The organism is Brevibacillus sp. LEMMJ03 (assembly GCF_007197875.1).
Lineage (GTDB): Bacteria > Bacillota > Bacilli > Brevibacillales > Brevibacillaceae > Brevibacillus > Brevibacillus thermoruber.
This window is the reverse complement of the sequence record NZ_VKJN01000002.1, coordinates 295,396-319,108: the sequence shown is the minus strand read 5'-3', so window position 1 is coordinate 319,108 and position 23,713 is coordinate 295,396. Positions and strand designations below refer to the sequence as shown.

At 61.5% G+C, this 23,713-nt stretch carries 22 protein-coding genes and 1 other annotated feature; of the genes, 17 read left to right on the top strand and 5 right to left on the bottom strand.

What is annotated here, in order from left to right:
- Positions 1-75: 75 nt before the first annotated feature.
- Complete coding sequence (locus tag FOI68_RS23270; protein WP_185973864.1) at positions 76-252, top strand: hypothetical protein; 177 nt, start codon at positions 76-78, stop codon at positions 250-252.
- 10 nt (positions 253-262) lie between these two features.
- On the opposite strand, the gene FOI68_RS04130 is transcribed toward FOI68_RS23270, so the two are convergent.
- Positions 263-1,147 (bottom strand): LysR family transcriptional regulator, encoded by an 885-nt coding sequence (locus FOI68_RS04130; protein ID WP_035300698.1) that lies wholly within the window; start codon positions 1,145-1,147, stop codon positions 263-265.
- A 138-nt stretch (positions 1,148-1,285) separates the two neighbouring features.
- On the opposite strand from FOI68_RS04130, the gene FOI68_RS04125 reads away from it, so the two are divergent.
- From FOI68_RS04125 to FOI68_RS04115, 3 genes are all read left to right on the top strand, one after another.
- Entirely contained in the window at positions 1,286-2,584 is a 1,299-nt protein-coding gene (locus FOI68_RS04125; RefSeq protein ID WP_029097798.1) for an NCS2 family permease, read from the top strand.
- Positions 2,585-2,688: 104 nt separating this feature from the next.
- Entirely contained in the window at positions 2,689-3,516 is an 828-nt protein-coding gene (locus FOI68_RS24215; protein ID WP_143862403.1) for a competence protein CoiA, read from the top strand.
- Between the two features lie 29 nt (positions 3,517-3,545).
- Entirely contained in the window at positions 3,546-4,034 is a 489-nt protein-coding gene (locus FOI68_RS04115; protein ID WP_051188073.1) for a ferritin-like domain-containing protein, read from the top strand.
- Between the two features lie 3 nt (positions 4,035-4,037).
- On the opposite strand, the gene FOI68_RS23885 is transcribed toward FOI68_RS04115, so the two are convergent.
- Entirely contained in the window at positions 4,038-4,172 is a 135-nt protein-coding gene (locus tag FOI68_RS23885) for a hypothetical protein (RefSeq protein WP_255433358.1), read from the bottom strand.
- Positions 4,173-4,345: 173 nt separating this feature from the next.
- Here FOI68_RS23885 and FOI68_RS04110 point away from each other — a divergent pair, with 173 nt between their 5' ends.
- The 3 genes from FOI68_RS04110 (at position 4,346) to FOI68_RS04100 (ending at position 9,030) form a co-directional block, all read left to right on the top strand.
- Positions 4,346-5,164: a (2Fe-2S)-binding protein gene (locus tag FOI68_RS04110; protein WP_051968097.1), complete on the top strand. Its 819-nt coding sequence runs from the start codon at positions 4,346-4,348 to the stop codon at positions 5,162-5,164.
- A 155-nt stretch (positions 5,165-5,319) separates the two neighbouring features.
- Entirely contained in the window at positions 5,320-5,817 is a 498-nt protein-coding gene (locus FOI68_RS04105; RefSeq protein ID WP_143862402.1) for a Gmad2 immunoglobulin-like domain-containing protein, read from the top strand.
- A gap of 225 nt (positions 5,818-6,042) precedes the next feature.
- Positions 6,043-9,030, top strand: a complete 2,988-nt coding sequence (locus tag FOI68_RS04100) for a chitobiase/beta-hexosaminidase C-terminal domain-containing protein (RefSeq protein ID WP_143862401.1) — start codon at positions 6,043-6,045, stop codon at positions 9,028-9,030.
- Between the two features lie 138 nt (positions 9,031-9,168).
- Here the strand turns inward: FOI68_RS04100 and FOI68_RS04095 are convergent, their stop codons facing one another.
- Both FOI68_RS04095 and trpS read right to left on the bottom strand, forming a co-directional pair.
- Entirely contained in the window at positions 9,169-10,860 is a 1,692-nt protein-coding gene (locus FOI68_RS04095; RefSeq protein ID WP_143862400.1) for a hypothetical protein, read from the bottom strand.
- A gap of 224 nt (positions 10,861-11,084) precedes the next feature.
- The gene (gene trpS, locus FOI68_RS04090; RefSeq protein ID WP_143862399.1) at positions 11,085-12,071 is read right to left on the bottom strand and encodes a tryptophan--tRNA ligase; all 987 of its coding nucleotides are present in this window, start codon (positions 12,069-12,071) and stop codon (positions 11,085-11,087) included.
- A 65-nt stretch (positions 12,072-12,136) separates the two neighbouring features.
- Positions 12,137-12,397: a binding site (T-box leader), on the bottom strand.
- Positions 12,398-12,529: 132 nt separating this feature from the next.
- Between trpS and FOI68_RS04085 the strand changes: the two genes are divergently transcribed.
- The 7 genes from FOI68_RS04085 (at position 12,530) to FOI68_RS04055 (ending at position 19,569) form a co-directional block, all read left to right on the top strand.
- Positions 12,530-13,120 (top strand): TetR/AcrR family transcriptional regulator, encoded by a 591-nt coding sequence (locus FOI68_RS04085; RefSeq protein WP_143862398.1) that lies wholly within the window; start codon positions 12,530-12,532, stop codon positions 13,118-13,120.
- A 12-nt stretch (positions 13,121-13,132) separates the two neighbouring features.
- Complete coding sequence (locus tag FOI68_RS04080; RefSeq protein ID WP_143862397.1) at positions 13,133-13,690, top strand: HXXEE domain-containing protein; 558 nt, start codon at positions 13,133-13,135, stop codon at positions 13,688-13,690.
- A gap of 90 nt (positions 13,691-13,780) precedes the next feature.
- Positions 13,781-15,079, top strand: a complete 1,299-nt coding sequence (locus FOI68_RS04075; RefSeq protein ID WP_143862396.1) for a helix-turn-helix domain-containing protein — start codon at positions 13,781-13,783, stop codon at positions 15,077-15,079.
- 189 nt (positions 15,080-15,268) lie between these two features.
- A complete protein-coding gene (locus FOI68_RS04070) occupies positions 15,269-16,498 on the top strand; it encodes a Zn-dependent hydrolase (protein WP_143862395.1) in 1,230 nt (409 codons plus the stop codon).
- 89 nt (positions 16,499-16,587) lie between these two features.
- Positions 16,588-17,766: a M20 family metallopeptidase gene (locus tag FOI68_RS04065; RefSeq protein WP_143862394.1), complete on the top strand. Its 1,179-nt coding sequence runs from the start codon at positions 16,588-16,590 to the stop codon at positions 17,764-17,766.
- 130 nt (positions 17,767-17,896) lie between these two features.
- Entirely contained in the window at positions 17,897-18,097 is a 201-nt protein-coding gene (locus FOI68_RS04060; protein WP_029097789.1) for a DUF3311 domain-containing protein, read from the top strand.
- On the top strand, positions 18,094-19,569 hold the full coding sequence (locus tag FOI68_RS04055; protein WP_065067932.1) for a sodium:solute symporter family protein: 1,476 nt from the start codon (positions 18,094-18,096) through the stop codon (positions 19,567-19,569). Before FOI68_RS04060 ends, FOI68_RS04055 begins: the two co-directional genes overlap by 4 nt.
- A 173-nt stretch (positions 19,570-19,742) precedes the next feature.
- Here the strand turns inward: FOI68_RS04055 and FOI68_RS04050 are convergent, their stop codons facing one another.
- Positions 19,743-20,321, bottom strand: a complete 579-nt coding sequence (locus FOI68_RS04050; protein ID WP_143862393.1) for a hypothetical protein — start codon at positions 20,319-20,321, stop codon at positions 19,743-19,745.
- A 176-nt stretch (positions 20,322-20,497) separates the two neighbouring features.
- On the opposite strand from FOI68_RS04050, the gene FOI68_RS04045 reads away from it, so the two are divergent.
- The 3 genes from FOI68_RS04045 (at position 20,498) to FOI68_RS04035 (ending at position 23,573) form a co-directional block, all read left to right on the top strand.
- Entirely contained in the window at positions 20,498-21,337 is an 840-nt protein-coding gene (locus FOI68_RS04045; protein ID WP_143862392.1) for an SDR family oxidoreductase, read from the top strand.
- Positions 21,338-21,504: 167 nt separating this feature from the next.
- Positions 21,505-22,794: an MFS transporter gene (locus FOI68_RS04040; protein ID WP_143862391.1), complete on the top strand. Its 1,290-nt coding sequence runs from the start codon at positions 21,505-21,507 to the stop codon at positions 22,792-22,794.
- 86 nt (positions 22,795-22,880) lie between these two features.
- Positions 22,881-23,573, top strand: a complete 693-nt coding sequence (locus FOI68_RS04035) for a metal-dependent hydrolase (protein WP_035288601.1) — start codon at positions 22,881-22,883, stop codon at positions 23,571-23,573.
- Positions 23,574-23,713 lie beyond the last annotated feature (140 nt).

Genomic DNA, 23,713 nt, shown 5'->3' with positions numbered 1-23,713 from the left:
GAAAACAGGCGGTGCTTCCCCGAAGTGAGGAAGCACCGTGCGCCATCCCCTCACCGCGCGTGGGGGGATGTTTTTTTGTCATCGCTGTGCAGGGACCGTGTCTTCGCGTTTCACCGGAACACCAGCGACCAGGATTGCCGGTCGATCATCGAGCACCTGGAGGCCGGCGGCGAACAGGAGCGGCAGGTCGCGGAGGCGATGCGCATCGTCCGGGCCAACGGCGCCAACCGGGTCTACACCGCCGGCCGCTGACGGCCGCGCCCTACACGTCGGCCGAGGGCGCAAACATCCGGATGAACCGGCGGGCCGCCTTGGACAGATGGCGGCCGGTCTGCCAGACGACGGCGGCGGAAGAGGAGACGGAGGTGCCGGTTATCTCCAGGCAGCGGATCGTCTCGCCGGCCTGGGTCTCCCAGGCGGAGCGGGGGACGATTGACGCCGCCACGCCGGCCCCCACCATGCTGACGATCAGCGAGATGTCGGGACATTCACAGATGACGTGAGGGCTCACGCCCAGCCGGGAAAACTCCCGGACCAGCATCTCGTAGATGCCCAGCCCCGGCGCGCTGGGCATGATCAGCGGATGATCGGCGATGTCCCGCATGTGGATCCGGCTGGCGCCGGCCAGAGGGGAGGAGGCCGGAACGATCAGCACGAACGGCTCCTCTTCCAGCGGGATGGTGGTGCAGCCGGACAGCGAATGGGGCAGGCGGACGATGGCGACCTCGATCGTCCGCCGCTCCAGCCACTGGCTCAACAACTGCGTATCCCCTTTCCACACCTTGTAGCTGATCAGCGGATACTGCTGCTGAAACCGGCGGATCTGTTCCGGCAGCCCGTAGGAGGAGAGGGCGCTTACGCCGATTGACAGCGTGCCGCGGATGCCGGCTCCGGTTTCCTGCACTTCCGCGATCGCTTCCTCCATCTGGTGCACGATGTTGAGCGCCTGCCGGTAGAGCGTGACGCCCGCCTCCGTCAGCTCGATTCGTTTCCCCGCACGTTCCACCAGCGCCACGCCCAGTTCTTCTTCCATTTGCTTCAACTGCTGGCTGAGGGGCGGCTGGGCCATGCGCAAGCGCTTGGCGGCCCCGGTAATCTGCCCTTCTTCGGCAATGGCGATAAAATAGCGCAACTGACGGATGTCCACCGCACGAGCCTCCCTTGCTTTCATATCGATTTCATATGAATCCTAGATGGAATCAATATTTTTCATATCATACAGGCTATGATAGCATATGTGTCGGTAACAAGCATGAGAAGCAAGCGAGAAAGAAGGGACAGATGCATGCGTACATGGTTGGATCACATCTTTCGTCTGCGTGCTTCCGACACGACCGTTCAACGGGAAATTACGGCCGGATGTATCGGCTTTGTCACGATCGTCTATATTGTCGCCGTCAACGCTTCGATTTTGCAGGACGCCGGGATTCCCCTGGAAGCGGGCATCCTGGCGACGGTGCTGACCGCGTTTGTCGGCTCGCTCCTGATGGCGTTCTGGGCCAACGCGCCGATTATACTGGTGCCGGGGATGGGCATCAACGCGCTGTTTACCTTTACCCTGTGCCAGACGATGGGGCTTCCCTGGCAGCAGGCGCTGGCCGCTGTCTTCCTCGCCGGGCTGCTGTTTTCCGCCATCGCCTTTACCCGGGCGGCGACGCTGCTGTCGGAGGCGATCCCCGTCTCCCTCAAAGAGGCGATCACGGTGGGAATCGGCTTGTTTCTCACCTTTATCGGGCTGCAGAAAGGGGGCTTGATCGTCACCAATCCCTCCACGTTTGTCGCCCTGGGCGATTTGGCCAGCCCGCAGGTGATCGTCACGCTTGCGACGCTTGTCCTGACAATGATTTTGTTCATCCGCAGCGTGCCGGGAAACTTTCTGATCGGGATTGCCGCCGGGACGGTGATGGGGATGCTGGCGGGATTGGTACGGCCGGAGACGGGCGGCTTGGCCGCCTTGTCGCTGCACGAGTACGGCCGGGTGTTCGCCGGCTTGTCCTTCTCCGGGATGTGGACGCTGCCGTTCTGGGCCGCCGTGTTCTCGATGGCGATGGTGATCGTCTTTGAAAACATCGGCCTGCTGCACGGCCATACCGGCATGCTGGGCCAGCCGCAGAAGTTTCGCCGCTCCCTGCAGGCGACCGCCGTGTCCACCGCCCTGAGCGGCGTGCTGGGCACCAGCCCCACGGTGGCTTCGGTGGAATCGGCCGCGGGCATTGCCGCCGGAGGGCGAACCGGCCTGGCCTCGCTGGTCACCGGCGTGCTCTTCCTGCTGACGCTGGTGTTCCTGCCGCTGGTCAAGCTGATTCCCGACAGCGCGATCGCGCCGGTGTTGATCATCATCGGCGGGCTGATGCTGCAAAACGTGCAGAACATCAACCTGCGCGATTTCACCGAGGGCTTCCCCGCCTTCTTGATCATCGCCCTGATTCCGCTGTCGTACAGCATCGTGGACGGGATCGCCTTTGGCTTTGTCGCCTATCCGCTGCTGAAGCTCGCCCTCGGCAAGCGCCGGGAAGTGCCGGCGCTGCTCTACGTGATCGCCGGGCTGTTCCTGCTGAACATGGTGCTGCCCATCGTGGCGTAGGAAAGCTGCCAGCCGCGGCGAATGGGAGCCGTAGGCCGATCCGCACCTCGGCACGTCGACAGCCGTCTTATGCGCAAGTTGCGCACGGGACGGCTGTTTTTATTATGTTCGGCTTCTTTCGGGAGTGGACGACCTGCTTTCTCCGTTTTTTTGTCCGTCCGGCAGGAGGTACAAGGGTAAAGAGGGGGGATGATCATTTGGAGAAATGCCAGCACACCGACGGTTTTTTCGTTGGGGCGAACGAGTATGACGAATCTTTGCTGCGGAGATGGTCGACGAAAAGTTTGCGCTGCTTGTTGTGTCACGGTCCGGTCAAATACCGGCACGGTCCAAAGATAAAGCCCCATTTTGCTCATGTAGCGAGGGCAGTTTGTGAGTACCGGGAGCCGGAGACCCATGAGCATGTCTGCGGCAAAGAGGTGATCAAGCAGTGGGTGAGCAGTCTGTTTCCCGCTAACAACACTACTGTGGAAGCGTGTGTATCAAACGGCAATCAGCGAGCGGACGTTCTCACCGTATTTCCGGACGGACAGCAATTGTGCATCGAGTTTCAATGTTCGCCCGTGCCTTTGGAAGTATTGCGAAAAAGAATGAAGGGTTACGAAGAAAACGGAATCGCTCAACTATGGATCATCGGGTATTCACGTTTCCGAGGAAAGCCGTTAAACCGGTTCCGGCTGCATGCATGGGAGGATGTGATTCGCCAACGGCACAAGCAGATGCTCTGTGTACAGTCCGTTGCTGTACAGATTGACCGGGTTTCAGTTCGACGAAGACGCCGCCGACGCTCCTCTTTGTCGTTGTCCAGACCCGGCATCCGCCCGGTGGGTTACAGAATCGTACCAGCTTGCTTGTATATCGGTGACAACCGGCTATTATGCCGTTCCCGCCGTTGCCATGCTCCTTTTGCCGGGCAGGCGCATATCCTGTAGGTGAATCACGACAAAGGAGACAGGACGAGATGAGCGGATACTGGTACGGACCTTATCGGTACACATCTTACATGCCCTTGCGGCACGCCGCCTTGGAGGGGTACGATGACCGGATGAAGGTCGTCCTCCGGATGATACAGGAAGGCATCGCAGGAGAGCGGCAGGATGAGCTGTTTTACGACTACCTGATCGGGAAAGCGCCGACCGAGCAGGAAAAACAGGTGATTGCCGGCATTCGCGATGACGAGCGGAAACACCGCCGGCTGTTTCTCCAGCTCTACGGCCAGTTGACCGGACAGCGTCCTGTGACGCATGACGAGAACGAGGCGTTCCAGCCTCCGGAGAGCTATCTGGCCGGGATTGAGCAGGCCCTGTTTGGCGAACTGAAAGCGTTCGAACGTTACCGCACCATCTATAAATACATTCCGCTGCAGTATCGGGATACCGTGTTTGAAATCATGACCGACGAGCTGAAGCACGCCAGCTATTACAACTGGCTGTACGCCAAGAACAGGTGACGCTCAAGCGACGGCCGCCGCTCCTGTGGGGGAGCGGTTGAAAATCGACCGATACCGGCAGGCAGACCGAAACCGCCCGAAATCGGAGCGGTTTTTTACCGCTTCCTGAAACGGCACGACGTACGCGCTGCGCAGCAAGACCGGCTTCCCCGAAAGGGCTTCGGCCGAAGCGTGTCTGCCTGGCCCGAAGGCGCGCATCCGGCTGTTGTAGGGCCCATGACATTGTAGTACAATGATACAAACACACGTGAAAACAATAATCACTATCAATAAATGAGCCGCAAACATTGCCTGAACCGGAGATGATGACCATGCAGCAAGCAGACTTTGACAAACTGGAGCGGCACTTTTTTACCAGCAGGCGGGAGATGGCGAACGTCGTCTGGTCCGGCCCCGCGTCCGAGCTGTTGGAAACAGCGCAGATGTCCAGCCTGATCGGTGTGTACGCCCGACTGATCAAAGCGCCGGACCCGGCTCCGGCCGCGACCTATTTCAGCGGGTGGCTGTGCGGACCGGCCCTGGCCGTGCAGTACGCGATGTCCGTCTGGAACAAGGCGTTTGACCTGTCGCTGAACAACCTCACCGTGCAGTTGTACGCCCAGGACGGCTACCACCGGTTCTCGTTCATGCTCAACCGCTGGGCGGAGCAGGACGGGCCGGCCGACGAGGCGGCGAGAGCGGAGTGGCGCGGCAGGGTGCTTCAGGATGTGTACGGGAACACGGTCAGGCCGCTCTTGGAGGCCGTTTCGGCAGCGGCCGGGGTAAACGTCGGCCAGTTATGGGGACAGCTTCCGGCCCGCTTTCAATACGAACGGGACGGATGGCTCAAGGAGACGGAGCAGGAGCTGTTGCGCCGCCGGATCGCCGACGACTTCCGCTTTCTGACCGAGCAGCTTGACCCGCAGGTATTCGGCCGAACGAAAAATCCGTTGGGGGTGAAACTGCGGCTGATCGAAGACCCGTTCGATCCCGACCGGCAAGTCAGCATGAAAAGCGCCTGCTGTCTCTACTACCGCACGGAAGGAGGCCGTTACTGCTACACCTGTCCTCGCCTGAAGGAAGCGGAACGGGCGGACATGAGAGCCAGACTCAGAGCGGAGGCTGCTCTGGCGAAGGCCAAAAGCGAATGACATGCGGCCGCCATCCGCTGCAGGGCCGCCTCTGCATCGGTCGTCCCGCCTCCGCTGCTGCGGAAACGGGGTTTTTTTCCTGCAACAAAGCGCTGCGGACGCCGTCTTACTTATTAAGAGTAAAGAAACATCCCAACATGAATCGGGGGGATACCATGCGCAGGTTTCTTGTGCTCTGCCTGCTGGCCGGGCTGCTGCAGGGCTGCGCGGCGTCGGAAAAGAAGCCGAACGACCAGGCCCAACCCGGCACGGCGCCCGCTACGGCTCCATCAGATCAACCGCCCGTCACGGCTCCGTCAGACCCGCCGAACGATGCCGCTCCGGCACAGCCGGATACCGGTCAAACGCAACCCCGGTACGAGAACGACCGGTTTCAAGGCGTGACCGTGAAAAAGACAAAAGAAGATACGTTCGAAGTAAAAGGGAAAGCCCGCGTATTTGAAGGCGTCGTTCACTACGTCGTCGAGGACGGTCATAATGAACTGGCAGCGGGGGTCACCCAGGCGTCCGCCGGGGGGCCCGAGTGGGGAGATTTTCAATTTACGCTTTCCGTGAAGAAAGAGAATCCCAATACGTCGCTCACGCTGATCTTGTTTGAAGAAAGCGCAAAAGACGGCAGCAGAACGATGGAACTTCCCGTCCCGCTGCCCTGACGTCCGTCCGGACAGACGACCCGCGCACTCCGCTCGGGTCTTTTTTTGTTTACGGATCTTGTCCCCGGGCCGGCAGGTGCGTAAATAGGGCAGCGGTCCGAGCCATCCCCCGCGTTTTTCATACCAAAGCTCCATTCAATCTTTGCGCCGAATTTACATACAAGTTAGACAAGTTGTGTAGAATCAGGAATAGATTTCCATAAAAAACAGGAAGGGATGGGGACGATGAACAAGGTACGCAAAGTGCATGGACGCTGGTGGAAACGGGTGCTGGCGGCGGTGCTGGCTGGCTGCGTCATGCCCGCCGGACCGCTGCCCCAAGCGGGGGCGGAAACGGCCGGCCACGTGGTCATCAGCGAGGTGTTTGGCGGCGGCGGGAGCAGCGGCGCGGCGTATCAGCACGACTATGTCGAGCTGTACAATCCGACCGGGCAGGCCGTGACCCTGGACAACTGGTCGGTTCAGTACGCCTCCGCCACGGGCACGTCGTGGCAGAAGACGGAGCTGTCCGGCAGCATCCCGCCGCACGGCTATTTCCTGATTCGGGAAGGGGGCGGCAGCGACGGGGCCAGCCTTCCCGCACCGGACGCCTCGGGCGGCATCGCCATGAAAGCGACGCAGGGGAAGGTGGCATTGGTCAGTCACACCCAACTGCTGTCGGGTGCCGATCCCGCCGGACAGCCGGGGGTCATCGACTTTGTCGGATACGGCAGCACCAACGCCGCCGAGGGAGGCAGTCCCGCCCCCGCGCCCTCCGTCGTGACCAGTGTGTCCCGCAAAAGCGGCGCTTCCGCGGTGGTGCCGGGGGAGGGGAACGGCTGGGACACGGACCAAAACGCTAGCGATTTTGTCGCCGGCGAGCCGACGCCGAAACACAGCCTCAGTCCGGCGGAGCCGCCGCTCGACAATGGAAGCGATCCGGGCAAAGTGCCCGCCGTGACGGCCGAGCCCCCGGGTCCTGCCGTGCCCGCTGGAACGCTGGTGAAGCTGACGACCCCGCTGGAAGGAGCGGTCATTCACTACACCCTGGACGGCACGGAACCGACCACGGCCAGTCCGGTTTATCAGCAGCCGATCGCGGTGGCTGAACCGCTGACGATCAAGGCGTTTGCCGTCAAGGACGGATTGACGGCGAGCGACGTCGCCGTCTACCCCTATACGATCCAAACTGACGTCGTCCGCATCCACGACATCCAGGGGGCGTCCCACGAGTCGCCCTACAAAGGCGAAACGGTGGCAAATGTGGAAGGGATCGTCACGGCGGTCGTCGCGGGCGGGAGCGGCACGACCGGCTTTTACGTGCAGGACCCTGAGCCGGACAGCGACCCGCGCACGTCGGAAGGCCTCTACGTCTACGAGCCGAACGCCCGGGTAAAGGCGGGAGACCGCGTCGAGGTGAGCGGGACCGTCAAGGAGTACGTGAGCAAAAGCCGGCAGGAAACCGACCTGACGCTGACGGAGATCGACGCGACGGCCGTGCGGGTGCTGGCGAGTAATCAGCCGCTGCCCGCCCCGATTGTGCTGGGGGAGGGGGCGTATCCCTTCCCGCACAACGTGATCGACAATGACAGCTTTGCCCGCTTCGATCCAGAGGAAGACGGCATCGATTTCTGGGAGAGCGTGGAAGGGATGCTTGTCCAGGTGAACCATCCCCGCGTCGTGGGGGCGACGGAGACGTTTGCCAACCCGCCGAGCGCTGAGTTCGTCATCGTCTCCGACGGGGCCAATCCGGACGAGGTGCGCACCCCTGCGGGCGGCGTCGCGATCGCCGAGGACAACTACAACCCGGAGCGGATCACGGTGGCCGACAAGCTGGTCGCAGGGGCACCCGACGCAAAGGTGGGCGATACCTTTGCGGGGCCGATCGTCGGGGTGATCGACTACAGCTTTGCCAACTACAAACTGTACAACATCAAGCCGCTGCCGGCGCTGGTGGACGGCGGCCACGAACGGGAAGTCACGGCGATCGAGCCAAAGGCGGATCACGTGACGATCGCCTCCTACAACATCGAGAACTTCTCCGCCCGCGCGGATGCGGAAAAAGTGAGGCGCATCGCCGACTCGATTGTCCACAATCTGAAACGGCCGGACATCGTCGGCCTGATCGAGATGCAGGACAACAGCGGCCCCAAGGACGACGGCGTGACCGACGCCAGCCAGTCGGCGCAGGTGCTGATTGACGCCGTGGCGAAGCTGGGCGGCCCCGCCTACCGGTACGTGGACATCGCGCCCGAAGACAAGCGGGACGGCGGACAGCCGGGCGGTAACATCCGCGTCGGGTTCCTGTACAACCCCGACCGCGTCCGGTTGGCCGAGCGGCCGGCGGGGGATGCCGTCACCGCTGTTCGCGTGGAAACGGAGCAGGGCATGGCCCGCTTGTCCCACAACCCGGGCCGTATCGACCCGGCCAACGCGGCGTTTGTCGACAGCCGCAAACCGCTTGCCGCCGAATTTTGGTTCGGCGACAAACAGGTGATCGTGATCGCCAACCACTTCAACTCCAAAGGAGGGGACGGCCCCTTGTTCGGCGTCCGGCAGCCTCCCGTACTCGCGAGCGAAGCCCAGCGGGTGGAGATCGCCAAGGCGGTCAACGGGTTCGTCCGCGACATCCACGCCGCCGACCCGCAGGCCAACGTGGTCGTGCTCGGCGATCTGAACGACTTCCCGTTCTCCCGTCCGCTGCGGACGCTGGAAGGGGACGTGCTCCGCAACATGGTGGAAACGCTGCCGGCCGGCGAGCGGTACACCTACGTGTACCAGGGCAACTCCCAGGCGCTCGACCACATCCTCGTCAGCCGCCATTTGGCGGAGCGCACTACCGTTGACATCGTCCACATCAACGCCGATTTCACCGGCGAACAGGGGCGGGCCAGCGACCACGATCCGGTGCTGGTGCAGATGGACCTGCCCGAGCGGAACGGGGGGCAGTCCCCTGACGTGCGGGCGCTCATCGTCCGGGAACGTCACGTCAAGCTGCGGCCCGGAAGCGAAGTGCGGATTCAGGTGGCGGCCGTTTTGGGGAAAGGCGGCCGGCGGGACGTGACTACGGACTGCGTCTACGAGTCCAGTGAGCCGGACCTCGTCACCGTAAGCCCGGAAGGTGTCATTCGCGTGGCGGATCACGCCAAAAACAACGACCGGGCGGTCCTCACCGTCTCGTACGGCGGCAGGACGGCCAAGGTGCAGGTGAGGGTCACCGGCGAAGCGAAGTGAAAGCCGGCTTGGAATGTCCACTCGAAGGCCCATTCGCAGCGGAATGGGCCTTCTTTACGGGGAGTGTGACTCCCCACCCGGAAATGGCAGACCCACCGGGACGTTCCGGTGGGCCTGTCTGTGTGAACGGACGGCCGCTTATTCCCTGGCCGTCTTCCAATATTCGTATGCGTGTACGGCGTTCCCCTTGTACGACGGGTGCTCCACCAAAAGCTTGGGCAGCTTGGCGAGCTGCCGCAGCATTTCCGCCTTCCCTTCCTCGAAAAAGGTGATGTGCTCCCCTTCTCCGCTTTCCTTCATTTCCACGGCGACGATCAGCTTCTTGCCCAACTCGTCGGCAAACGTCATTTCGTCTTTGATCACGGCCGCGATGCCTCCCGGTCCTTCGGCGTAGTCACGAAAGGCCATCAGCGTCACGTGGTCCAGTCGGCTGATCATCCACTTGCTGAAAGAGGTTCCGGGTTCGTCCGGGACGTCAAACTGGTCCAGCCAGACGGCAAGGTCGCAGCTTGTCTCCAGGTCGCTATCCCGTTTCGTCTCTTCCACGAACGCGTTGATATTGTCCATCCACTGCCGTAGCACCGCGTTCGTGTCCTGCCGCCAGACGGGCATGACGTAGGGCTCGATGTCCAGATGGATGCCGTGGAACCGCTGATTGGGCGCGACATTCCGATTGTAGTCTTTCACGTAGCGGACCAGCTTCAGCATCCGCTCCCGGTACTGCTCCAGGGCCCAGATCGGGTGTCCGCCCATCGCGTGCACTTCGATTCCGGCGGCCGTCGCCTTTTCCACAAAATCGGCGTACGCCTCGTAGGGCTGCTGCAGGTCCAGCCGCACGTACAGCAGATTGATTCCCTGCTCTTTGGCAAAGGCGATAATCTCGTCCCCTTCGGTGATGGCGTGTTCGGCGTGCCACACGTACGTGGCGAGAGCCGGCTTCGTCGTAACGTCCGGGGTCTTCCGAAGGTTTTGCCAATGGCGGTAATCGTGAACCGCGACGCCGGCGAAAGACGGATGGCCACCCAGCCGCGAAGAAACCTCGGCGAGCTGCGCGTCCATCGCTTCCGCTCCCTCCTCAAAAAACGAGGTGTGCGGATCGTGCGGCATCTCTTTTGAGTTTACCGCGATGATCACCTGTTTGCCGAGGGCGTCCGCCGCCTCCAGCTCGTCCTTGACCAGCGCTTCGATGCCGTTGGGACCGTCCACCGTGTCGCGGTAAGCCATCAGGGTGACGTGGTCAAACGTGTCGATCATCCATGTGCTGAACGGCGTACCGGCTTGTCCCGGCACAGGCGTTTGATCAAACCAGAAAGCCAGGTCGGTGCTCACTTCCAGACCGTCCTCCTCTCTGGCTGCGGTCACAAAAGCCTCGATGTTGCCCATCCACTGTTTCAGCACGGCGGGCTGATCGTCGTTCCACTCGGGAAGCAGGTACGGCTCGATGTCCAGGTGCACCCCCCGTATGCGCTCCTCCTGGTCCACCGAGCGGTTGTACCGTTTTACCCAGTCCACGAGACCGAGCATCCGCTCCCGGTCGGCGGTAAGGGACCAGCGCGGATGGCCGCCCAAGGCGTGCACCTCGATGCCGGCCAATCGGGCCTCCCGGATGAATGGACGGTAGTAGTCAAACGGCTTTTCCCTGTCGATGCGCAGATAGATCAGATTGATCCCTTGGCTTTCCGCAAAGTCGAGAATCTCTTGGCGTTGGGGGCCGATCAGCTCTGCCTGCCAGATCCAGGTTGCTTTTTTCCCCTTGTCGGGCGACGAAAAGCCGACCAGCAAACCGGCAGTCAGACAGAGCAGCAGGTAGAGAAAACGGGCTGGTTGCATGGCATGTTCCTCCGTCGGGAAAGTTGGCGCGAACGGGCCGCTTGTCAAGCAGGAGAACCCGCTTTCGCTCGGGGGGGCATTTACACTTTTCCCATCTTATTACAAGGGGAAAACCATTCACAAGTGAACAATAGCCTACTTTCGGGTACGAAAAAACAGACAAAGAAAACGGGCTGCCCCGAAAGGCAGCCCTTTGGCAGGGAGTGTTCCCGTGTCCGTTTCGTTTACAGCCGCGCCATGCCCATGGCCTTTTCCACTTTGTACAGCATCTGGTTGGCGGCGCGGTTTGCCTTCTCGGCGCCGGCGGTGAGAATGTCGTCCAGATCCGGCGAGTTGATCAACTGGTGGTAGCGCTCCTGGATCGGTCTCAGCGTCTCGATGACCACTTCGGCCAGATCGGTTTTAAAGGCGCCGTAGCCTTTGCCTGCGTACATCTCTTCCAACTCCTCCAGGGATTTGCCGGAGCAGAGGGAGTAGATGGTCAGCAGGTTGGAAATGGCCGGCTTGTTCTCCTTGTCGTAGCGGACGGCGTTGTCGGAGTCGGTCTGTGCCCGCTTGATTTTTTTCGCGATCGTGTCCGGGTCGTCCAGCATGGAGATGTAGGCGCCCTGGTTGGGATCGGACTTGCTCATCTTCTTGGTCCCGTCCTGCAGCGACATGATCCGCGCGCCCACTTCCGCCACGCGGATTTCCGGGATGGTGAAAATCTCGCCGTAGCGGTTGTTGAAGCGAATGGCCAGGTCGCGGGTCAGCTCCAGGTGCTGTTTCTGGTCCTCGCCGACCGGGACGTAGTGCGTGCCGTACAGGAGAATGTCGGCCGCCATCAGCGGCGGGTAGGCCAGGAGACCTCCAGGGATGGACTCGCCGCGCCCTTGGGATTTGTCCTTGTACTGGGTCATCCGCTCCAGTTCGCCCACGTAGGAGGTGCAGAGCATGATCCAGCCAAGCTTGGCGTGGGCCGGCACTTCCGACTGGATAAACAGGGTCACTTTCTCGGGATCCAGGCCGACAGCCAGGTAGAGGGCGGCCAGGCGGCGGATGTTCTCGCGGAGCGCGGTCGGGTCCTGCGGAACAGTGATGGCATGCTGGTCGACGATACAGAAGTAGCAGTTGAATTCATCCTGCAGCGGGACGAAGTGCTTCATCGCGCCCAGGTAGTTGCCCAGGGTGAGGATGCCGCTGGGCTGAATGCCGGAAAAAATGGTTTTCATCGGTTTGGTTCGCTCCTTTCCAAGATTGACGGTGAAGATAAAATAAAAAAGGTCCATCCGCCCACAACAGGGACGGATGAACCGCGGTGCCACCCTTCTTATTTCAATCCACGGCCGTGTGCCCGTGGTTGAAATCGCCTTGTTCCGTACCGGTGATACGGTGTCCGTTGTAACGTGCGGACGTTCACGCCGAAGCCTACTGCCGCCGGGCGGGTTCGGTTCGGAGCTCGGAAGCCCATTCAACATCCATTTGACGCTGATTCGCACCATCCATCAGCTCTCTTGAGTCTCCTGTGATGCCTACTCTTCTTCCTCATCGCCATGTACATACTCTTTGAGCAAACATTTTACCGATTGCCAAACAAAAAATCAAGGGAGATTGACAAGGGAATCCAAAAGTTGTAAAACTAACTTGAAAGTTATGTAACTGACGAGTTAGTTTTTCGAGGTGACCGAGCATGAACCGGGCGAAAACGGGAAAAGGACAGCTCAGCCGGAGCAGGCTGCTGCAGGCGGCGGCAGCGGAATTTGCCGCAAACGGCTTTCACCGGACGAAAATCAGCGACATCGTGAGACGTGCCGGTTTGACCCAGGCGGCGTTTTACCTGTATTTTCCCAGCAAGGAAGCGGTCTGGCTGGAGCTGGTGAGCCCCTTTTGCGAACGGCTGCGGCAGATTGCCGACGCCGGACGGGACGTGACGCCGCTCGCCGGGGCGGACGTTATCGTGCAGGTGCGGGAGAATCTGGCCAGGCTGTTCCGCTTTCTGGCGGAGCGTCCCGAGGTGACCAAAATCGCGCTGTTTGAGACGGACGAAGGCGAGGCGATCAAGCGGGAGATCGTCGCCATGGTGCAGGCCAATCTGGTGCGCAACCAGGCGGCCGGGCATGTCCGCCGGGAGCTTTCCCCGGAGGTGGCGGCAGAGTGCATGGTCGCGGTGATGGAGCGGTTGACGGCCCGCTACCTGCTCAGCGGCGAAAAGGATGCGGAGCAGTTGGCCGATGAAGCGGTGACGTTCATCACCCACGGGATTTTGCGGGTGAACGGGTAGGAGGAGAAGGCGATGATTGCGCAATTGGATTCGCTTCTGGAGCTGTCCGCTGTGATTTGGCTGTTTCCGGTCGTGTTCATGCTGCACGATCTGGAGGAGATCATCACCGTCGAAACGTGGCTGGCGACGAACAAAGAGCGGGTCACGAACGGACTGCCGGCTGGGCTGGTCCGCTTCCTGGAGCCGTCGCTCAAGATGACGACGGCGCAGTTTGCCGCTGCCGTCACCTGCCTGTTTGTCATCCTGTCTGTGGCGACGCTGCTGGCCGCCGTCACCCTGCCGGCGGGAACGTACCTACCTGTTTTCCTCGTCTGCCTCCACGTCCTGTTCCTCAACGTCTTTTCCCATCTGGGCCACACCCTGCAGTTTCGCTGCTATACGCCGGGGGTTGTTACGGCGGTGCTGGTGGTTCTGCCGTATGCCCTGTACGCGTATTACCGCCTGTTGGCGAGCGGTGCCGTCACCTGGGGGACGCTGTTTGCCACCCTGCCCTACGTCCTTTTCATCGGGCCGGTTCTGTTCGCGGCCCACTGGATCGGCCAAAAGGCGGTTCGGTCGGCGGGCAGGTGATCGCAGGCCGCGTTTCCTCGCCGGGCCAAATTTGCTAAGGTATAAGGTAATAGAGTGGGCAAGACAGACTGCGCGAAAGAGGGACGTGTGTTGAAACTCAGACTCGGAGTATTGGGCGCGGACGATTCGCTGGAGATTATCCGCTCCGTCGTCCAGGAATTTGCGGAGATTGAATGCCTGCCGATCGTGTACTGGTCGGAGGAGGAGATTTTTGACTTGCTGGAGCCTCACATCGAGGAGGCGGACATGTGGCTGTTTTCCGGCCAGGTGCCGTACGCGATGGTGAAAGAATGGGGCAGGATCCACACGCCGATGGCCTACGTGCCGCATATCGGCGCCAGCCTGTACCGGACGCTGCTGCACCTCTCGCACGAGGCGGGGATGCACGTCAACGAGCTCAGCTTTGACACGTTTTCACCCGAGGAGCTCGCCCGTTTCCTGGAGGAAGCGGGCATCGTCCATACCCATCTTTGGCTGAAGCACTACGAAGGGGCGATTCATTTTCGCGAACTGGCCGACTACCACGAACGGCTGTGGCGCGACGGCAAGACGAAGGGAGCCGTCACCTGTCTGCGGACGGCCCAGCTGGAGCTGCGGCGGCGCGGTGTCCCCGTCTACCGGGTGCTGCCCACGCGGACGGGTGTTCACTCGGTGATCAGCATGCTCCTGCGCACCCGCGAAATGCTCCAGTTCAAAGACACCCAGATTACCGTGCAGATGATGGAGTTCGATTCGTTCAAGGGACTTTCCAGCGGCGCGTTCTCCACCGACGAACTGCACAATCTGGAGATCAAGGCCACGGAGAAGCTGCTCCGCTACGCCAAACAACTGCAGGGATCGCTGAAGACGGCCGGTCCGGGCCGTTACGTCATCTTTACCACTCGCGGCATGCTGCGGGAGGTCACGGCCAATTACACGTCCGTCCCCAATCTGGAGGAGCTGTTCGGCATTCGCGACGAGCTGGTGACGTGCGGGATCGGCGTCGGCAAAACGGCCTACGAGGCGGAAATTCACGCCGGCACGGCGCTGCTGCACGCCAAAGAGCGCGGCCCCGGCACCTGGATGGTCTATTTTGACGACAAAAGCATCGTCGGTCCGCTGGGACGGCAGGAGCAGATCACGTACAGCGCCGCCTCCGGCCAGCTGCAGGAAATCAGCCGGCAGACCTCGCTCAGCGTGCAGACGTTAAGCAAGCTGCACTCCATCCTGAAAAAGCGGGGAACGTCGGAGATCAACGCCCACGAGCTGGCGATGTACATGCAGATCATGCCGCGCAGCGCCCGCCGCATCCTGATGGAGCTGGAGTCGAAGGGCTTCGCCCAGGTGGTCGGCGAAGAGAGTCCGCATCCGCGCGGCCGGCCGCGAAAAGTGTACCGGATTCAGCTGTAAGACAGAGGGTTCCGTGTGAAGCAGGCTGCAACGACCGAAACTCCCACGTAATGACTCTTTGCTTGCAAAAAGCAAAGGGTCGTTTCTTTTCTTGTTTGTTCTTTTCAAAATTACATGACTATTATAGAATTATGGACACAACCGTAAATCAACCGTTAATCGTTGACGACATAGAGGAGGTAGCAGCGAATGATTAATGCGGAACGGCTGTGGGATCGGCTGATGCGGCTCAGCGCCGTCGGCAGGCAGGAATCCGGCGGGGTCACCCGGCTTTCCTTCACGCCGGAAGAGCGGGCCGCCAAGGATCTGGTTCGCGGCTTTATGGAGGAAGCGGGCCTCAGCGTGCGGGAGGATGAAGCGGGCAACCTGATCGGGCGGAAAGAAGGGCGCAACCCGCAGGCGCCGGTGGTGCTGGTCGGTTCCCATCTCGACTCCGTCTTCAACGGGGGCAACTTCGACGGTCCGCTCGGCGTGCTGGCGGGCGTAGAAGTGCTGCAGACCATGAACGAACAGGGCGTCGCGACGGAACATCCGATCGAGGTGATCGCGTTCACCGACGAGGAAGGGGCGCGCTTCAGCTACGGGATGATCGGCAGCCGCGCCATCGCCGGTTCGCTGAAACGAGAGGAGCTGGAGCACCGGGACAAGGACGGCGTCTCCATCGCCGAGGCGATGCGCGCAAGCGGCCTCGACCCCGACGCCGTCGGCAAGGCCGCCCGCCCCAAAGGGAGCGTGAAGGCCTACGTGGAGCTGCACATTGAGCAGGGGAAGGTGCTGGAAAGCCGGGGCCTGTCCGTCGGCGTGGTCAGCGGGGTGGCCGGACCGCTCTGGCTGAAGTTCGTGCTGGAAGGTGAAGCGGGCCACGCCGGCGCCACGCCGATGGCGCTGCGCCGCGATCCGCTGGCAGCGGCGGCCGAGATCATGCTGGTGATCGAGCGCGAAGCCCGCAAAGCGGGCACCGCGGTCGGCACCGTGGGGCAGGTGACGGTGTCGCCCGGCGGCGTAAACATCATCCCCGGCCGGGTGGAGTTTTCGCTCGACCTGCGCGACGTGGACAAAGCGGTGCGCGACCGCGTGGAGCAGGAGATCGTCCGGCAGGCGGAAGCGATCTGCCGCGAACGGGGCGTGCGGCTCGGCGTGGAGCTGCTGCAGCGCATTCCGCCCGTCGTCTGTTCGGCGGAGATACAGGCGGCTGCCCTGGCAGCCTGCGAAGCGCTGGGGCTGGAGACCATCACCTTGCCGAGCGGCGCCGGACACGATTGCATGCAGTTGACGGAGCTGTGCCCGGTCGGGATGATTTTCGTCCGATCCCGGGACGGCATCAGCCACAATCCGGCGGAATACACCAGCAAAGAGGACTGCGCGGACGGCGCCAACGTGCTGTACCGAACCGTACTGTCCCTGGCCGAATCGGCTTAATTGTTGAAAAATACAGAATGCGGGACCCCTGGACCGGCGCAAGCTCCGCCGTTTTTAGGGAGGCCGCACATCACAAGGAGGCATGAAAGATGACGACGACAGCGACGCTGAACGAAGCGGTGGAACAGATCAAGGAGCAGGTGATCGCGTGGAGGCGCCATCTGCACCAGCATCCGGAGCTGTCCTTCCACGAGGAACAGACCGCCCAGTTCGTCTACGATACACTCCTTTCGTTCGGCAGCCTGGAGGTGCACCGGCCGACCAAGACCAGCGTCATGGCCCGGCTGATCGGCTCCCAGCCGGGGCGTGTCCTGGCGATGCGGGCGGACATGGACGCCCTGCCGATTACCGAGGAGAACACGTTTGCCTTTGCCTCGAAAAATCCGGGCGTGATGCACGCCTGCGGCCACGACGGCCACACGGCGATGCTGCTCGGGACGGCCAAGATTCTCTCGGGGATGAAAGACCGGATCAAAGGCGAGGTGCGCTTCCTGTTCCAGCACGCGGAGGAACTGTACCCCGGCGGAGCGGAAGAGATGGTGCAGGCGGGCGTGATGGACGGCGTCGACATGGTGATCGGCACGCACTTGTGGTCGCCGCTGGAGTACGGCAAGGTCGGCATTTGCCCCGGGCCGATGATGGCCGCTCCGGACACGTTCTGGATCACGGTCCTGGGCAAAGGCGGCCACGCCGCCCTGCCGCACCAGACCGTCGACAGCATCGCCATCGCCGCGCAGGTGGTGACCAACCTGCAGCACATCGTCTCCCGCAACACCGACCCGCTGGACAACCTGGTCGTTTCCGTCACCCAGTTTATCGGCGGCACGACGCACAACGTGATTCCGGGATCGGTCAGCATCTGCGGCACGGTGCGCAGCTTTGACCAACAACTGCGCGAGAGGGTTCCGGCCCTGATGGAGCGGGTGGTCAAAGGGATTACGGAAGCGCACGGCGCCGCGTATGAGTTCAAGTACGAGTTCGGCTACCGGCCGGTCATCAACGACGCCGAAGTGACCAGGCTGATGGAGGAAGTGGTGGTGGAGACGCTGGGGCCCGAATGGGTGGACCACATCAAGCCGAACATGGGCGGCGAGGACTTCTCCGCCTTCCAGCAAAAAGCGCCGGGCTGCTTCTTCTACGTGGGCGCCGGCAACAAGGAGAAAGGCATCGTCTACCCGCACCACCATCCGCGCTTTACCGTGGACGAAGATGCGCTGCAGGTGGGCGTGAAGTTGTTCGTCAACGCCGCCCGCAAAATCGTGATGTGACCGTCCCCCGGCGATGTCTGCCCGCCGCCCCACGCAGGCGCGGCAGCATCTCTTGACGGGAACAAACCAATCGCGGTCGGACACAGACCGGATCGAACAGGTTCGTACAGAAAAAGAAGGGAGGGTTCCCATGAAGGCGATTCATCTCTTGGCGCTGCTGCCGTTCATCGGCATCCTCGCCTGCATCCCGCTGGTTAACAGCGTCACCCCATACGTGTTCGGCCTGCCGTTTCTCCTCTTTTGGATCGTCATGTGGGTCGTCCTCACATCGGTGATCATGGCTGTCGTGTACAAACTGGACCCGGCGAACAAGGAGGAGGATGCGCAATGAACGCCGCGTTGCTGATCATTTTCGGATTTCTGGCGCTCTCCCTCTACCTCGGCATCCGGGCGCGCAAAGGCAAGGACATGAACCTCGAGCAGTGGACGGTGGGGGGACGCGGCTTCGGCACCATTTTCGTCTTTCTCCTGATGGCGGGGGAAATCTACACCACGTTTACGTTCCTCGGCGGCAGCGGCTGGGCCTACAGCAAGGGCGGCCCGACGTTCTACATCATCGCGTACGGCGCGTTGGCCTACGTTCTCTCCTACTGGCTGCTCCCCGCCATCTGGCGCTATGCCAAGGAACACAAGCTGGTCTCCCAGTCGGACTTTTTCGTCAGCAAGTACAACAGCCCGTATCTGGGCATCCTGGTTTCACTCGTCGGCGTGGCGGCGCTGATTCCCTATCTGGTGCTGCAGCTCCAGGGCCTGGGGATCATCGTGTCGGAAGCGTCGTACGGCAGCATCTCCCGCCAGGCGGCCATCTGGATCGGGACCATCGCCGTCACCGTCTACGTCATGGTCTCGGGCATTCACGGCTCCGCCTGGACGGCGATGCTCAAGGACATCATGATTCTGTTTGTCGTCGTCTTTCTCGGCCTCTACCTGCCGTACCACTACTACGGCGGCATCCAGCCGATGTTTGAAGCGGTGGAAGCGGCGAAGCCCGGATTTCTCGCCCTGCCGGAGAGCGGCATGAGCCCCTCCTGGTTCATCTCCACGGTACTCTTGACGGTGCTGGGCTTCTACATGTGGCCGCACACGTTCGGCTCCGCCTACTCGGCGGAAAACGAGCGGGTGTTCCGAAAAAACGCCATGATCATGCCGCTGTACTCGCTGGTGCTGCTGTTTGTGTTCTTTGTGGGCTTCGCCGCCATTCTGCAGGTGCCCGGCCTGAAGGGAGCGGACGGCGACCTGTCGCTCCTGCGCCTGTCCATTCAGACGTTTGACCCGTGGTTTGTCGGCGTGATCGGGGCGGCGGGCCTGCTGACCGCCATCGTGCCGGGGTCGATGATCCTGATGGCCGCCGCCACGCTGCTGGCGAAAAACGTGTACAAGGTGTTCGCCCCGCAGGCGAGCGACGCGCAGATTTCCAAACTGGCCAAGTACCTGGTGCCGGTGGTGGCGCTCATCTCCCTCTACTTTACGTTTGCGGGCGGCAGTGCGATTGTCGCGCTGCTCTTGATGGGGTACAGCCTGGTGACGCAGTTGTTTCCGGCTCTCTTGTTCAGTCTGATGAAGCGCAATGTGGTGACCAAGCACGGAGCTGCGGCCGGCATTGTCGCCGGGGTGGCCACGGTAGCCTACATCACGCTGAGCAAGACCACGGTCGGCAGCCTGTTCCCCTTTTTGCCGCAGGCGATTCAGGATCTGAACGTCGGCATCGTCGCGCTGATCGTCAACGTCGTGGTGATGATGGCCGTCAGCCTGGTGATGCGGAACAGGACCGCGGTCCGCGACAAAAACGCGCACGCCGCGTGACAACATCAAATGGGTTGGAAAAAGAAGGAAGATACTATGGGGCTGTTGAAGAGATGGTCAACAGCCCGTTTTTTCTGCAGGAAAAAAAGCCGGCGAGGCGCAGCGGAACCAGGCGATCCAACCGCATCCCGGCAGACCGACAACCGCACCGGGCACGCACGGGAAACGGCCCGTCAGGTGATGCGAAACAATTTGTGCCAGATGGTGGTTTTGCGCTTCTCGTCCTGCATCCGGGCGATTTGCGCCTTCGTTTCCAGGATGTCGCGCATCGCCTTGGTCAGGCGGCGGTCCCGCTCCTTCAGGCTGCTGCGGATGTAGGCCTCCTGCTTCTCCAGCCGTTCCAGCAGGGCCATCTGCGCGTCCTCCTGCCGCTGCACGTGCCGGGCCAGCATGTGAATCTGCTCCTCCAGCCGTTCGAACGGGGCGGGAGAGCGGGGGGCGAGCGGAGCAGCCGCTTCCGTTCGCGCCGGGGCTGACGCGGGAGCGGGAGCGGTTCTCGTCACCACCTTGCGGGCCGCTTCCTCCAGCGGAACCAACTGCTCTTTGGTCATTTGGTAAAAAGAGCGCAGGGCCGCCACATCCGACTGCCGGTATTCCCGGCGGTTTTGGCTGTCCCGCAAAAACCAGTATCCGTGCTGCTCCAACAGCATGCTCCACTTGCGCAGTGTACTGGCGCCAATCCCGAGCGTCGCGGCCACTTCCCGGCCGGAGTAGGTTTTTTCCCTGGCGACCAGTTCAATCACGTTTCCCATACCGTTCCCTCCCGTCTTGTCCATGTGGCGGTGGCCCACCTGCAGCTTCGCCATGTCGGCTCTGGCAGAAGCGGTTCCTTATTCTGTAAAAGCCTTTCTGTGCGGGCGGGAAAACTCCTGTTGCCAACCGTGCGACAAATTCCTGCAGTGTTCGGCCCGGAAGGAGAGAATCTGCCATGAAAAAAGCGCTGCTGCTCGGAGCGAGCGGATACCTCGGCTCCGTGCTGTACGAAATCCTGAACAGGCGCGGCTGGGAGGTGACCGGCACCTGCCGCGGCAGGTGCGGTCAGCGGCACGTTCCCCTCGACGTCACGGATCGCGAGCGTCTGGCCGCGCTGATCGGGCGGGAGCGGCCCGGAGCGATCGTCTGGTCGCTGATGAGCGGGACGGACGAAGCGAGGCTGATCCGGGCCGGTTTGGGCGGCCTGTTGGCGCTGATCGAGCCGGCGACACGGTTTGTGTTCGTGTCGACGGACGGCGTTTTTCCGGGGAACAGGGGGAACTACAGCGAAGCGGACGCAACGGCGTATTGGCAGGCCGGCCACGAGCTGGCCGCCTACTGCAGCGCCAAGCTGGACGGCGAGCGGATGACGCGGGAGAGACACGACAACCATGTGATCGTTCGCACGGGTCCGATCTACGGCCCCGATGCCGGCGGACAGTGGGACAGGCGGGTCCGAACGCTGCTCGCCTCACTGGAGAGGGGAGAGCGGGTCGTCCGCAGCGGCAATGTGTTTCGCACCTTCGTACACGTGGAGGACCTGGCGTCTGCCTTGGCGGAACTGCTGGATTCGGAGTGGCGCGGCACGCTCCACCTGGGGCCGGGCGGGCGGGAGAGCTACTGGTCGTTTTGCCGGAAAATGGCTCGCCGCTTCGGATTCGATCCCGCCGCGATCGAGGAGAACGTCGTCACCCCGGAAGAAGCGGCGGCAAACGGCATCCTCCTCGACACGACCCTGGACACGCGGAAGGCGCAGGCCCTGCTCGCGACTCGTTTCCGCAGTGTGGATGAGTGAGTGGGAGAAGCGGTACGCCGGAAGTGCGGAGGCCCGAGCAGGGGAGGCGGCTGCCGCCGTTTTGCGCTGCGACAGGGAAACCGGTCGGAATGGATGCGGTGCGGCTCAATGAGGCGTACGGCTCCTGCTTGGATCAGAAAACGAAAAAAAGATGGGCGGAGGAGCGTATGAATCGCAGATTTCACTATGCCTGGATCATTTTGTTTTCCACGTTTTTTGCCCTCTTGGCCGTACAGGGGGCACGGCTTTCATTCGGGGCCTTCATCACGCCCTGGGAAGCGGAGTTTGCGCTGGACAGAGGAACGGTCTCCCTCATTTCGATGGTCAGCTTTCTGGTATACGGCATATCCCAGCCGATCGTCGGCAATCTGGTCGACCGGTTTGGCGCACGCGCCGTTCTGGCGTTCAGCGCCTTTCTCATCGGTGTCAGCATGCTGTTGACGTCTCTTGTCACGTCCCCCTGGCAGTTGTTTCTCCTGTACGGCGTGCTGGCGTCCATCGGAGTGGGAGGAGTGTCCAATGTGGCTACCTCTGTCGTCGTTGCCAACTGGTTTCGGCACAAAAGGGGAGTGGCCTTCGGCATGATGGAAGCGGGAGTGGGGGCGGGGCAGATGCTCTTGGTCCCGTTTTCGCTGTTTTTCATCGAATGGTTCGGTTGGAAATGGACCGTCATCCTGCTGGGACTGTTCCTCGTCCTCGTCGTGCTGCCGGTGATTGTGCTTTTGCTGCGGGACCGCCCTTCCGACATGGGAATGCTGCCGCTTGGCGGGGAACCTGGGGAAAACAGTGGAACCGTTGCGGCAGATACAGCCTTCGAATCGGTGGAAAAAGAAAACGGCGTCCGTGTGCAGAACGTGTTCCGGGACCGGACGTTTTGGTTCGTGCTGCTGCCGTTTTTCGTCTGCGGCATGACGACGACGGGGCTGATGGATACCCATTTGATCCCGTTTGCCCACGATCACGGCTTCTCCACGGAAGTGACCGGGGCCGCCGTCAGCCTGTTGGCCGGGTTCAACATTGCGGGGATTCTGCTCTCCGGAATGATCGCGGACCGGTGGAGCAGCAGAAAACTGCTGGCCTTCCTGTATGCGGCCCGCGCCGTTTCGCTCGTGATTCTGCTGTACAGCCATGAACCGGTATTGCTGCTCCTGTTCGCGGCACTGTTCGGCCTGGTGGATTTTGCGACGGTTGCTCCCACCCAGATGCTGATCACGCAGTACTTCCGCGGACACTCTGTCGGTCAGATCCTCGGCTGGCTGTTCTTCAGCCATCAGGTCGGATCGGCTCTGGGGGCGTATGTACCGGGCCTCTTGCATCATCACACGGGCGGATATGCCTTGTCGTTTGTCGCCTCCATCGTTTTGCTGGTCGCGGCATCCGCTGTCAATCTGATACTGCCCGAGCCGGACCGGGATGTGAAAGAAAACGTGTGCGCCGAAATCAAAGCCTCCGGATGACGGGAAAGCGATTTGACATGAATTTCATTCCCTTCTATGATCAGAGGGAAAGCACGATCATTGTAGAGGGAAGGAAGGGAGATCACATGTTGGAAATCCGGTATCACGGCCACTCCTGCGTACAGTTGACGAGCGGGGAGCATTCGATCATCGTGGACCCGTTCATCTCCGGCAACCCGCTGGCGGCGACCAAGCTGTCCGACATCCGCGTGCAGTACATCCTGCTGACGCACGGCCACCAGGATCACATTCTCGACGCCGTGGAACTGGCCAAGCAGAACGATGCGACCATTATCGCCACGTTTGAACTGGCCAACTACCTGGCCTGGCAGGGAGCGAAGACGACGGCGCTCAACCTGGGCGGGTCGGCAGCGTTTCCGTTTGGCCGCGTGAAAATGACGCAGGCGTTCCACAGCTCCGGCATGGTGTACGACGAGGAGAAGCGGATCGTCTACCTGGGCATGCCCGGCGGGTTCATCGTGAATATGGGCGGCAAAACCGTGTACCACGCCGGAGATACCGGCCTGTTCGGCGACATGAAACTGCTCGGGGAGCGCCACGACATCGATGTTGCCTTCCTGCCGATCGGGGATGTCTTCACGATGGGACCGGAAGACGCGGAAACGGCCGCCGAGTGGCTCAAGGCCAAGTTCGTCGTGCCGATTCACTACAACACGTTCCCGCCGATCCAACAGGACGGAGAGGCGTTCGCTGCCCGTCTGAAGGAGAAACGGATCGATGGACAAGCGCTGAAGCCGGGAGAAGTCATCCGTCTGTAAAAGGTTTGCGAAAAAACAAGCAGCGTGCAGTGCGAACTGTACGACAAGCATGGGCAGTCAAACAGGCAGACACAGCCGTTCCTCCCTTTCAAACCGGGAGGGCGGCTTTTTGTGTTTGCCGGGGAGACGTTGGAGGGAGT